Annotated in this window: 10 protein-coding genes; 4 read left to right on the forward strand and 6 right to left on the reverse strand. The window is 64.2% G+C overall.

Features of this window, described 5'->3' with window-relative positions; all coding sequences use genetic code 11:
• Window positions 1–2: 2 nt before the first annotated feature.
• The 3 genes from D618_RS0100645 to D618_RS0100655 form a co-directional block, all read right to left on the reverse strand.
• Entirely contained in the window at window positions 3–191 is a 189-nt protein-coding gene (locus D618_RS0100645) for a hypothetical protein (RefSeq protein WP_017669550.1), read from the reverse strand.
• Entirely contained in the window at window positions 161–1,198 is a 1,038-nt protein-coding gene (locus tag D618_RS0100650; RefSeq protein ID WP_017669551.1) for a hypothetical protein, read from the reverse strand. Before D618_RS0100650 ends, D618_RS0100645 begins: the two co-directional genes overlap by 31 nt.
• A gap of 109 nt (window positions 1,199–1,307) precedes the next feature.
• Window positions 1,308–2,486: an acyl-CoA dehydrogenase family protein gene (locus tag D618_RS0100655; RefSeq protein ID WP_017669552.1), complete on the reverse strand. Its 1,179-nt coding sequence runs from the start codon at window positions 2,484–2,486 to the stop codon at window positions 1,308–1,310.
• A gap of 122 nt (window positions 2,487–2,608) precedes the next feature.
• Between D618_RS0100655 and D618_RS18855 the strand changes: the two genes are divergently transcribed.
• Both D618_RS18855 and D618_RS0100665 read left to right on the forward strand, forming a co-directional pair.
• Complete coding sequence (locus D618_RS18855) at window positions 2,609–3,913, forward strand: adenylate/guanylate cyclase domain-containing protein (protein ID WP_017669553.1); 1,305 nt, start codon at window positions 2,609–2,611, stop codon at window positions 3,911–3,913.
• A gap of 84 nt (window positions 3,914–3,997) precedes the next feature.
• Window positions 3,998–4,267, forward strand: a complete 270-nt coding sequence (locus D618_RS0100665) for a hypothetical protein (RefSeq protein WP_017669554.1) — start codon at window positions 3,998–4,000, stop codon at window positions 4,265–4,267.
• A gap of 11 nt (window positions 4,268–4,278) precedes the next feature.
• On the opposite strand, the gene D618_RS0100670 is transcribed toward D618_RS0100665, so the two are convergent.
• Both D618_RS0100670 and D618_RS0100675 read right to left on the reverse strand, forming a co-directional pair.
• Window positions 4,279–7,026, reverse strand: coding sequence for a [protein-PII] uridylyltransferase (locus tag D618_RS0100670; RefSeq protein WP_026091124.1), 2,748 nt, complete (start codon window positions 7,024–7,026; stop codon window positions 4,279–4,281).
• Between the two features lie 25 nt (window positions 7,027–7,051).
• Window positions 7,052–8,770, reverse strand: coding sequence for a class I adenylate-forming enzyme family protein (locus D618_RS0100675; protein ID WP_017669556.1), 1,719 nt, complete (start codon window positions 8,768–8,770; stop codon window positions 7,052–7,054).
• A 67-nt stretch (window positions 8,771–8,837) separates the two neighbouring features.
• Here D618_RS0100675 and lgt point away from each other — a divergent pair, with 67 nt between their 5' ends.
• A complete protein-coding gene (lgt, locus tag D618_RS0100680) occupies window positions 8,838–9,716 on the forward strand; it encodes a prolipoprotein diacylglyceryl transferase (RefSeq protein ID WP_017669557.1) in 879 nt (292 codons plus the stop codon).
• 19 nt (window positions 9,717–9,735) lie between these two features.
• Window positions 9,736–10,806 carry an SAM-dependent methyltransferase gene (locus D618_RS0100685; RefSeq protein WP_026091126.1) on the forward strand — a complete coding sequence of 357 codons (1,071 nt, stop codon included), beginning with the start codon at window positions 9,736–9,738 and terminating at the stop codon, window positions 10,804–10,806.
• Between the two features lie 173 nt (window positions 10,807–10,979).
• Here D618_RS0100685 and D618_RS0100690 read toward each other — a convergent pair whose 3' ends face one another.
• Window positions 10,980–11,945 (reverse strand): L-threonylcarbamoyladenylate synthase, encoded by a 966-nt coding sequence (locus D618_RS0100690; RefSeq protein ID WP_017669559.1) that lies wholly within the window; start codon window positions 11,943–11,945, stop codon window positions 10,980–10,982.
• Between the last annotated feature and the right edge of the window lie 7 nt (window positions 11,946–11,952).

The raw sequence follows: 11,952 nt of genomic DNA on the forward strand, positions 1-11,952 counted from the left end.
GGTCATATGGTCGGGTTGCCGCCTCCGCTGCCAGAAGCTGTCAGCGAAGCCCCTTCCGGGGTCTGTTTGCCCAGCTTGTTGATGATATCCGGGACAAAGCGCTCGGCAAATCCGGCGATGAATGCCGTCGCGATCATTTTGTAGAAATCGATCCGTGCGGTCAGGCCCAGGGCATCCTTGACCTCGTCCACCCACAGGCTCGGCGCTTCGGGACGCTTCTGGGGCATGTCGCCGGTGCTCCGCGGCTCGACAGGAGGGGCTGTGGGGGCGCTTGGACTGGCCCGGCAACCTCCGTGTCGGTGACTTTGGTCAGATCCGTCAGGCGTGCGTCAGGCGGACGATCTTCCTGATCGTCTGCCAGTGCCAGACCGTCGATGCCGCCCCCTCCAGCGCCGCCTGCCGGATCTTCGGGCGAGGGAACGTGCGGCACCAGCTGGTCCAGCAGGTTGCCGGACACCAGAACATAGATGAACAAGGCAAAAACCCCGCCGATGCCAATCGACATGAGCACACTTACCCAACCGACGCGCAGGCCGATCAACTCGTAGATACCGTCCTCGACCATCGCGTCGCGCGAGGTGGCTTTCTGCAGGCGCTGGATCAGTGAGATCATTGCGCCAAACATGCCAGCGACCATGATCGCCACCAGCCCATGGGCCGCTATGACGCTCGACATGGATATGAACCCCAGGCTGCCGGAGACGATCACGAACGCGGTAAATGCCAATATGGTCATCATGCGCTTGATCGAGTTTTCGCGCGCCAGATTGATCAGATAGTTGGCATGGATCACATCAAGCAGATTGCGTGCGCGCTGGCGCAAAACCTCTTCGGTCACCTCGTCGACCGACTGCGCCGAAAAACTGCTCTGATAGGACCGCGCCACGCTGGTCGGGACCACGCGGTGGAAGCGGTCTTCGATGGTCCAGAAGCGGGCTCGCAGCGCAGCCTCCGGGATCAACCAGACCAGGGCGAGCTCTATCTTGAACAGCTGGCCCAGAGTGGGGCTGTTCCCGCTCAGCGGATCGAGGTCTTCGAATTCCTTCCGGAGCGCATTGAGCTGCGCCGTCTTCTGTTCGTTGCTGGCCTGTTCAGCCTTGCTGTCAGGGTGCAGATCCCAGGCATAGCCTTCAAAATTGTCGCGCATCGATTCAAAATAGATACGCGATATATAAGCTTCTTCCTTGAACAGATGCATGGCATCGCTCCCTGACCGTTCAGGGCATTAGGCCTCCAATCGTTCTGCGCTTGCCACAGGGACTGGCGCCAAAATCGAGACGAAGCGGCTGAACCACCTCCATTTCCGATCATTTCCCCCCGAACAATTGCCGTCCCGCCAGATCGAGCATGATCTCTTCCGAACCGCCGCCGATCGCATTGACGCGGACCTCGCGGTAGATGCGTTCCACCTTCGATCCGGTGATATAGCTCGCCCCGCCCAGGATCTGTGCGGCTTCGCGCGCGACGATCTCGAGCATCTGCGTCGCCTGCACCTTGAGCATCGCGAAATCCGCCGGCTGGTCGCGGCCGTGCTCGACCGCCCAGGCGCATTGATCGACCCAGGCTTGCGTTGCGGCGATGCGCCGCGCCATGTCGGCCAGCTTGATGCGGATCGACTGGTGCTTGACCAGCGCCTTGCCGAAGGTCTCGCGGGACTGAGCCCACTCCACCGCCTCTTTCAGGCACACCCGCGCATAGGCGCAGCAGCCCATTGCCATGCCCAGCCGCTCGGAATTGAAATTGCGCATGATGCCGATGAAGCCTCCATTCTCCGGGCCGATCAGGTTCTCGGCGGGCACCTTCACGTCCTGCAGATAGATCGCCGCAGTATCCGAACAGCGCCAGCCCATCTTGTCGAGCCGGGTGCGGGTGACGCCGGGCGCGGTCATGTCGATCAGCAGCAGTGATATTCCGGCAGCGCCTGCGCCCCCGGTGCGCACCGCGCAGGTCAGCCAGTCTGCGCGCATGCCCGATGTGATGAACATCTTCGACCCGTTGACTATGTAATGGTCGCCCATGCGCTCGGCGCGCGTCTTGAGGTTGGCGACATCCGACCCGCCCGATGGCTCGGTGATGCCCAAAGCGATGATCTTCTCGCCCGCCAGCACCGGTGGCGCGACCCGCTGCTTCATCTCGTCGCTGCCCAAGGCCAGCACCGGCGGCAGGCCGATGCCGTGCGTCATCAGCGATGCCGTCAAGCCGCCCGCGCCCACCGCAGCCAGCTCTTCGGTCTGGGTCATGCCGTGGAAGATGTCGAACCCATCCGAATGGCCGCCATATTGCTCGGGATAACGCAGACCCAGGATTCCGGCTTCCGCCGCCTTGCGGTGCAATTCGCGCGGCAGTTCGCCGTCTGCCTCCCATCGGTCGATGAACGGTGCGATCTCGCGTTCGACAAAGCGGCGCACCGATTGTGCCAGCGCCTCGTGGCTGTCGTCATAGAACGGCGAACGCGCGCGCCAATCGTCGAAATCGGTCAAGGTCATTCTCTCCTGTCATGCGGCTTTGTGCCCTGGATACAGGCTTCCGGCGGCGTTACCGCTTTGTCAATCCATCGCTGCTATGCCCTGACCGAATGGCCGGGCCGCCATCAGGCAGGGGGCAGACGATGCAGCAGGACGACACGCCGAAACAGAGCGCGCAGACGACCAGCGGACGCTTTGTCGACTCTGCACTGGAAGAGCGTTTCGTCACCGGCGAGCGCCAGGCGCGCGTGGTGCACATGCGGCTGTTTGCCGCTTTCCTCGCGGCCATGCTGATCGGCTATGCTCTGGTCAATCCGCTCTATTTTTCGCGCGAGGATGAGCTGCGGTTCTCGCTGCTGCTGGTGCCGACGCTTGCAATCCTCGCCGCATTTGCAGGCGCGACCTTCTGGCGCGGCTATGCTGGCAAGCCGATGATCGATTTTGCCAGCCTGCTGGGCATCGCCTTCCTGATCATGGCGGAAAATGCGCTGCTGTTCGAAGAGATGCACCGCGCGCAGGTGCAGCTGCACGCCTCGATCGCGATCAACGGCCTCATCGTCATGGCCTTTGCCGCGATCGCCTTTGCCGGGCAGGTGCGCTGGTTCGCCGCCTGGCTGACATGCCATGCTGCCGTCTATTTTGGCGTGATGGTGGCGACCGAGGCCGATCTCGTGCCCTTCATCTACGCAACGCTGGCGTACCTGACGAGCGCGGCGGTGATGGTGCTGCTCAACTGGTCGGTCGGCCAGGCGCACCGGCAGAGCTTCCTGCTGTCCGATGCGCTGGAGGCCGAGCGCGCCAAGACCGAGGAGCTGCTGTTCAACGTGCTGCCGCCAGCGGTCGCAGAGCGGCTGAAGGCAGGCCAGGTGGTGGCAGACAGCTATCCCGATGTCTCGGTGGTGTTCATCGACATCTGCGGCTTTTCGGATCTGTCACGGCGGATTTCGCCCGGGCATCTGGTCGATCTGCTCAATGGCTTCTTCCTGCTGGCCGACAAGTGCGCGGCCCAGACCGGCGTCGAAAAGGTCAAGACCATCGGGGACGCGTATCTCGCGATCAGCGGCGGCAACAACCCGTCGCACAACAGCGCCGATGCCGCGATCCGCTTTGGCGAGGCGGTGATCGCAGGGCTGCCTGACCTTCGCGCTTCCACCGGCATCGACCTGCACATCCGCGTCGGCATCCACACCGGCCCGGTCGTCGGCGGGGTGATCGGCGAGACGCGGATGGCCTATGACTATTGGGGCGAGACGATGAACATCGCCAGCCGCATCGAGGGCGCGGCCAGGCCCGATTGTATCGCCGTGTCCGAATCCACCTGGATGCGCGGCCGGGGCGATCGCCATTTCGAGCTGCCACAGGTGCTGACCTTGAAGGGCGTGGGCGACATGCCGGTTTACCGACTGGCCGAGAGCCCGAGCGCCGAGATCATCCGGCTGGTGAGTTAACTCAGGCACGGCATTCCGTCCCGAAATCGTCCAGCACCATTCGGGGGCTTCCCGTCGCACGCCAAATCGCGTTAGATTAACGCCATGGCAATCATACTCATCTTCCTGTGCGGCATCATCAATTTCGCACTGCACAAGGCAACCATGGAATCCGACCATCCCATGTCGGTCCAGATGCGCGGGATTTTCCGTCATTTCATGCGCGGCTGGGGGACCTATTTTCTGGAATATCTGATCCTGCTGTCCGCGCTCAGCTTTGCTGCGCTCGGCTACACGATCGCGCTTCCTGCCTATATCGTCTATACCGGCATGAATGGCGTTGCCGGCTGGGCGATCCTCACGGGCAGGTTCTAGGCGGGCAAGGTCTAGGCCGCCACCGCCTGATCGGTTGGCGGTGATGCCGCCGCGAGCAGCCGTTTTTCCAGCGTCTTCAGCCGGGCCTTGCTGTCGATCTTGTCGCCCAGCAGATCGGTGACATAAAAGGTATCGACTGCGCGTTCGCCATAGGTTGCGACATGCGCTGAGTGAACGATGCACTTGAGGTCGAACAGCGCAAAGGCCAGCCGGTTGAGCAGGGCAGGCCGATCGAGCGCATTGACCTCGATCACCGTGAAGCGGTTCGACGCCTTGTTGTCGACCAGCACCACCGGCGCGATGCTGAATGCCTCGGTCCGGGGTCGTGCAGTCGGGCGCGCGATCAGCCGCGGGGTCAGCGCCATGCGGTTGGCCAGCGCGTCGGCGATCGCGGTCTTCAGCCGGGCGATCTGGCTTTCCTCCATGAAGGGCCTGCTCAGCGGGTCCTGCACCAGGAAGTTGTCGAGCGCCATGCCGTCGCGCCGGGTGTGGATGCGCGCATCGATGATGTTGCCGCCCGCCAGATGGATGCCGCCGGCGATGCGATAGAACAGTCCGGGATGGTCGGCGGCGCTGACCGTGACCAATGTTGCGCCGCGCGCGGGATAGAATTCCGCTGCGACGGTCAGCGGTTCGGTGTCGTGCGCATCGATCAGCCGCAGGTTCTGGGCGATGATGTCCTCGGGCTCGGCGATCCAATAGGCGTCGTCGAGCTTGCGCGCGATCTGGACGAAACGGCCCTCGTCGATGCCCACCATGGCGCGCACCGCATCCTGCTTGGCCAGCACGCGTTCGCGCCGCCCATGCTGCTTGTGGCCCAGCCGGAGCAGCTCCTCGGTTGATTCGAACAGGTTGCCCAGCAGCTGGCGCTTCCAGCTGTTCCAGATGCCCGGGCCGACTGCGCGGATATCGACGACCGTCAGCACCAGCAGCAGCTTCAGCCGCTCGGGGCTCTGCACCATGGCGGCGAAATCGGCGATCGTCTTGTAGTCGGTGAGGTCGCGCTTGAACGCGGTGGCCGACATCAGCAGGTGGTGGCGCACCAGCCAGGCGACCTGCTCGGTCTCGGCTTCGGTGAGGCCGAGGCGCGGGCACAGCTTCATCGCCACGTCTGCACCCAGCACGCTGTGATCGCCGCGCCGTCCCTTGGCGATGTCGTGCAGCAGGGCCGCGACAAACAGCACGCGCCGGCTGATCAGCTTTTGCATCACGTCATAGGCGAGCGGGTGATCGTCCTTGAGTTCGCCCGATTCGATCCGGGCGAGCAGGCCGATCGCGCGGATCGAATGTTCGTCCACGGTATAATGGTGGTACATGTCGAACTGCATCTGCGCGACGACACGGCCGAAATCGGGCACGAAACGGCCGAACACCGTCGCCTCGTTCATCCAGCGCAACACCATCTCGGGATCGCGCGGGCTGCACAGGACATCCATGAACAGCGCATTGGCGCGCGGATCGGCGCGGACATGCTTGTCGATCAATACGGCATCGAGGCTCGCCTGACGCATTGCGCTGGGGTGGATCTCGACCGTGTGCTTGTCGGCCAGCTGGAAGATCTCGATCATCCGCACCGGGTCTTCGCGGAAGAAATCCGGCCGGGGCAGCGCGAGCCGTCCGCGATCGAGGATGAAGCCCGAAAGCTTGCGCGGACGCCGCCGCAGGATCGCAGGAATGAAGCGCCGGTCGCGCGCGGCGAACTGGTCGTCGAGCTGCGCCAGGAACACGCCGGTCAAGTCGCCGACGCGTTTGGCGTTGAGGAAGAAATACTGCATGAACCGCTCGACCGCCGATTTGCCGGGCCGGTCGGCAAAGCGCATGCGCGTGGCGACCTCGCGCTGCAGGTCGAAGGTCAGCCTGTCCTCGGCACGGCCCGTGATGTCGTGCAGGTGGCAGCGCACCGCCCACAGGAAGTTGGCCGAGCGGCGAAACCCGCGAAACTCGGTCATCGTCAGCAGCCCGGCATCGACCAGTTCGGCCGCCGAGCGGACCTGGTGGATGTACTTGCCGATCCAATAGAGCGTGTGCAGATCGCGCAGGCCGCCCTTGCCATCCTTCACATTGGGTTCGACGACATAGCGGCTGTCGCCCATCTTCTTGTGGCGGGCGTCGCGTTCTTCCAGCTTCTGCGAGACGAAATCCTTTGCGGTGCCGGTGACGACATCCTTCCAGAAGCGTGCCGATGCCTCGCGGTAGATCTCCTGGTCGCCCCAGACATAGCGGCCTTCGAGCAGCGCGGTGCGGATGGTGAGATCGCTCTTGGCCTGGCGGACCATCTCGTCGATCGAGCGGCTCGAATGGCCGATCTTCAGCCCCAGATCCCAGAGGATATAGAGCATCGCCTCGATCGCCTGCTCGGTCCAGCTGTTCTTCTTCATCGGGGTGAGGAAGGCAATGTCGACATCGCTGTGCGGGGCCATCTCGCCCCGACCATAGCCACCAACGGCTGCGATGCAGAAATGCTCGCCCATCGAATGGTTGGCGACCGGGTACTGGAAGCGCACGACATAATCGTGGATCAGCCGGACGATCTGGTCGATCAGGAACGACTGCGCGCCCGCGCACTCGTGGCCTGCTGCCGGATTGGCGACCAGCCGCTCGGCGATTTCCGCCCGTCCCGCCGCCAGCGCATCGCGCAACAGGGTCACGACCTGCGCGCGCGCCTTGTCGCCCTGCTCGGTGGCAAGTTGCGCGATGCGATCATCGATGGCGCGGCGATCGATGATCGCGCGCTGGTTGGCGACGGTGTTCATGGGCATGGGCAATACAAGGCTCTGGTTAAGGTCAGGTGCCCGCTCCCGTTTGCGCGAGCACTGCGGCCTGATAGGATTTGCGCAAGGACACCTTGTCGATCTTGGCGGTGCCCAGGCGCGGCAACGGCGCGGCGCTGTGCCACAGCCGGGCCGGGACCTTGAACGCGGCCAGCTGGCCCGACAGGAATTCGATCAGCTGGTCGTCGGTCAGGCTGGCTCCGTCGCGCACGACATAGACCGCGCCGACGATCTCGCCGAAGCGTTCATCGGGAATGCCGAAGACGCTCGCCTCGGCAACATCGGGGTGGGCATAAATCGCCGATTCCACCTCGACGCAGCTGATATTCTCGCCGCCACGGATGATGATGTCCTTCTTGCGGTCGACGATGAACAGATAGCCTTCGGCATCGACATAGCCCAGGTCCCCGGTGCGGAAATAGCCATCGGGCATGATCGCAGCATGGGTTGCGGCCTCGTTGTTCCAATAGCCCAGGAAATTCGCGACCGAGCGGATCGCGACTTCGCCGACCTGGCCGGAGGGCAGCGGATGGCCGTTGTCGTCGAGGATCGCAAGGTCCACCAATGGGCGCGAGGCCTGGCCGGTGCTGTCGGGCTTGGCGATATAGTTCTCGTTGAAATTGCCGCAGCCCACGCCGTTGGTCTCGGTCAGGCCATAGCCCAGGATCGGGAACGCCCAGTCCATCGTTTCCTTGATGCGCTTGACGTGTTCGACCGGACGCGGCGCGCCGCCTGCGGCAAAGGTCACGCAGCTGGTGAGATCGTAATTGCCGCGATTGGGATGCTGGGCGATTTCGTAGCTCATCAGCGGCACGCCGACGAAATAGCTGATCTTTTCACGCTCGATCAGCCGCATTGCCTCTTCGGCATCCCATTTGGGCATCAGCACCAATTTGCGCCCGATGACGAAGCTCTGCAGCAGCACCGGCACTTCGGCGGTGACATGGAACAATGGCACGTTGAGCAAGGTTGCGGGCTGGCCTTCGGGCGCCTTGCCCTGGCGCGTGACGATGTTCAAGGCCATCAGCGTCTGCGCGACATAGCTGAAAATGCCCTGCACCACGCCGCGATGATCCGAGAACGCGCCCTTCGACTGGCCGGTGGAGCCCGAAGTGAACAGGATGGTGGCCAGATCGTCGCCAGTCAGTTCGGGAAGCTCGGTCGATGCATCTCCGCCCGCTGCCAGCAGGGCGGACAGGCCGTTTTCGGGCGGACCATCGTGGCTGAAGGTGATGACGCGGGCATCGCCGATCTCGCCGCATTCGGCAATCCGCCGGGCGCAGCGGTCGTCGGCGAGCACGAGCTTGCAGCCCACATCGGTGATCCCGGCGCACAGTTCCGGGCCCTGCCACCAGCCGTTGAGCAGGGTGGCGACGCCGCCTGCCATCAGCACGCCCATATAGGCGATGATCCAGTTGGCCGAATTGCGCGCGGCAATCCCGACCCGGTCGCCCTTTGCAATGTCATGGCCTGCGATCAGCGCGGCGGCGACATGGCGCGCGGCGGCATAGCTCTGGCCGAATGTCAGCCTTGTATCGCCATCGACCAGAAATTCGGCATCGGCGTGCTGCATGCAGAAATAGGCAAAGAAATGCGACAGCGCAGGCGGAGCCGACGCAATCATGGGCAGTTTCTGGCCGTACTTCTCGAAATGCGTCAAAGGCAGCATGCCTCCTTCACCGGTCAGCGCCTGGATGGCTTCATCCATCATCTGGTCCAGTTCGGTTGCCATCAAAATCTCTCCTCTTTCGCTTGTGCTTGCCAACCCTTATGGAGGGGAAAACCCGTGGGGAAAAGCCTTGATCCTGCCCATTTCGGCGCTTGCCGCCAACACTGCCAATGCTGTTGCCTCCACTGCGATCCGCTTTGAAGAGCTGGGGCTGTCTCCTGTCGCGCTCAGCATCGGCGCGTTCCAGCTCAAATGGTACAGCCTGGCCTATCTGTTCGGCATCCTGCTGGGCTATTGGTACATGGGCAAGATGCTCAAGCAGCCCGGCGCACCGATGGCGCAGCGCCATGCCGACGACCTGATGTTGTACAGCACCCTGGGCATCATCCTGGGCGGGCGGCTGGGCTACGTCGCCTTCTACCGGCCCGATCTGTTCGAAACACCGCTCGAGGTGTTCAAGGTGTGGGAGGGCGGCATGTCGTTCCATGGCGGGTTGATCGGAGTGCTGCTGGCGATCGGTTACCTGGTCTGGCGCAACAAGTTGAGTTACATGCGCGTCGGCGATTATGTCGCCTGCGTGGTGCCATTCGGCCTGCTGTTCGGGCGGCTGGCCAATTTCGTCAATGCAGAGCTGTGGGGCCGCCCGACCGATGTCGCCTGGGCGGTGATCTTCCCCACCGATCCATCCGGTCTGCCGCGCCATCCCAGCCAGCTGTACGAGGCGGGGCTGGAAGGCGCGCTGCTCGCGGTGATTCTGGGCTTGCTGTTCTGGAAGACGCAGATGCGCCACCGTCCGGGCTTTCTGGGCGGGGTGTTCCTGGCGGGCTATGGCGCCAGCCGTTTCTTCGTCGAATATTTCCGCAATCCCGATTCCCACCTCATCGAATTTGCCGAGCGCACCGGCATGAGCATGGGCCAGTGGCTCACCGTGCCGATGATCCTGATCGGCCTGTACCTGATGGTCAGCTCGCGCCATCGCGTGGCAAAGCCGTTGCCCGCAACGGCCTGACGCGATGGAGCACTGGGCGTTGGCGGAAGGCGAAGACGGCGGCGATGCCGGGCTGGAGGCCGTTTTCAAGCGGCTGATCGGCGCGACTGGCCCCATCAGCGTGGCGCATTACATGGCCGAGGCCAATGCGCATTATTACGACCGCGCCGATCCGTTTGGATCCGCCGGCGATTTCATCACCGCGCCCGAGATCAGCCAGATGTTCGGCGAGATGATCGGGCTGTGGCTGGCCGATCAATGGCAGCGCGCGGGCAAGCCGCAGCTGTGTCATTTTGTAGAGTTCGGCCCGGGTCGCGGAACGCTGGCCAGCGATGCGTTGCGCGCGGGCGACAAGTTCGGCTTCCATCCGCAGGTGCACATGATCGAGGGCAGCAGCCGGTTGCGCCAGGCACAGCAGCTGCTTCTGCCCGGGGCGACATGGCACGACGGGCTGGACAGCGTGCCGCGCGAAGGGCCGTTGCTGATCGTCGCCAACGAGTTCCTCGATGCGCTGCCCGTTCGCCAGATCGTTCGGACCGAGCAGGGCTGGCGCGAGCGGGTCGTGGTCCACAATGGCGAACGCTTTCTGCCCGTGGCCGGCGCACGGCCGATGGACAGCGCGGTACCGGCAGAACTTATGGACAGTCCGCCCGGTACCATTCTGGAAAGCTGTCCGGCGGCCAGCGGCATGGCCTATGAAATCGCAATGCGGCTGAAGGCCCAGGGCGGCGCTGCGCTGTTCATCGACTATGGCTATGGCGCGCCCCAGACCGGCAGTACGCTGCAGGCAGTGCGCGCGCATGAAAAGGTCGATCCGTTCGCCGATCCCGGCCTGTGCGATCTGACCGCGCTCGTCGACTTTGCGCAATTGAAGCAGATCGCGCTGGCGGGCGATGTCGAATGTCTGGGCCCGGTGGGGCAGGGCGACTGGCTGATGGCGCTGGGCATCGCGCAGCGCGCTGCCGCTCTCGCGCAGTCGCAACCGACCAAGGCGCAGGACATCATGACCGCGCTCGACCGGCTGGTGTCGCCCGATCAGATGGGCGCGCTGTTCAAGGTCATCGCCTATCGCGGCCCCGGTTGGCCCGAGGGTGCGGGGTTTGGGGGCTAGCAACGGATTGCACGCGCGTCCCTCGACTTCCCAGCAAGCCGGGAAGCCTGTCCTGAGCGGCTGGCTTGCCAGCCAGTCGAAGGGCTCGGGACAGACGGGAAAAGAAAAGCGCCCATGAACAATGGGTCCGTGTTCCCGAGCGAAGTCGAGGGACGTCGTGCTATGCCCGCGACTTAAGCCGCCGCCCTTTTCAGCCGGTCATTGATTGCATCGCCCATACCGCCCGCCGGAATGGCGGCGACGGCAATACGCTGAGCGGGTGACGCGTCCGCCCGGTGCAGCGCAGCGTAAAGGTTTGCCGCCGCTTCCGCCAGATCGCCTGACGCCGAGAGCGTGTCGTCACCCACCACATCGCCAAAGCCGATCAGCCATTCGCCCGGCTCGGCAGACACAGCATTCACTCGCAGCGGCTTGCCCGGCGCGTAATGGCTGGCAAGCTGGCCCGGTGCCTCGATCCGCTGGTCGGTGAGCGGCAATGGTGGTTCGCCCAGCAACGCCTCGATCGCCGCGGGATCGACAGGGCCGGGGCGCAGCAGCTGCCAGCCCGCTGGCGCACCGCCCAAGTTGCGCAGCGCAACTATCGTCGATTCGAGCCCGGCCTGGCATGGCCCCCCATCGAGGATCAGCTCCAGCCCTGTGCCCAGGCTCGCGGCCACATGGCGCGCCTCGGTCGGGCTGATCGCGCCCGAGCGGTTGGCCGACGGCGCCGCCAGCACCATTCCGCCTTCCTGCAGCACCGCGCGCATCACCGGGTGCGCCGGGCAGCGCAGCGCGATCGTGGGCAGGCCGGCGGTCACGGCAGGGGCGACTCTCGCCCCTTGTGCGAGCGGCAGGACGAGCGTCAGCGGTCCTGGCCAGAAGGCAGCGGCAATTTTTTCTGCACGCTCGTCGAATTCTGCCAGCTGCCGTGCGGCGGCCATGTCGGGCACGTGCACGATCAGCGGGTTGAAATCCGGCCGGCCCTTGGTGCGGTAGATCGCCGCTACGGCATCGGCGCGTGCTGCATCGGCGGCGAGCCCATAGACGGTTTCGGTGGGCAGCGCGACGGGGCGGCCTTCGCGCAGGATCGCCACCGCGCGGGCAATCGCGTCAGCGTCGGCGGGCAGGATCTGCGTGTCTGAAGGCTTGGAAGCGGGCATGTTGGTG

The organism is Blastomonas sp. AAP53 (assembly GCF_000331245.1).
GTDB lineage: Bacteria > Pseudomonadota > Alphaproteobacteria > Sphingomonadales > Sphingomonadaceae > Blastomonas.

Bases quoted from the DNA above. Each gene is read 5' to 3' on its own strand.
- D618_RS0100650 (WP_017669551.1), bottom strand. From the start codon at position 1,198: ATGCATCTGTTCAAGGAAGAAGCTTATATATCGCGTATCTATTTTGAA.
- D618_RS0100655 (WP_017669552.1), bottom strand. From the start codon at position 2,486: ATGACCTTGACCGATTTCGACGATTGGCGCGCGCGTTCGCCGTTCTAT.
- D618_RS18855 (WP_017669553.1), top strand. From the start codon at position 2,609: ATGCAGCAGGACGACACGCCGAAACAGAGCGCGCAGACGACCAGCGGA.
- D618_RS0100665 (WP_017669554.1), top strand. From the start codon at position 3,998: ATGGCAATCATACTCATCTTCCTGTGCGGCATCATCAATTTCGCACTG.
- D618_RS0100670 (WP_026091124.1), bottom strand. From the start codon at position 7,026: ATGCCCATGAACACCGTCGCCAACCAGCGCGCGATCATCGATCGCCGC.
- D618_RS0100675 (WP_017669556.1), bottom strand. From the start codon at position 8,770: ATGGCAACCGAACTGGACCAGATGATGGATGAAGCCATCCAGGCGCTG.
- D618_RS0100690 (WP_017669559.1), bottom strand. From the start codon at position 11,945: ATGCCCGCTTCCAAGCCTTCAGACACGCAGATCCTGCCCGCCGACGCT.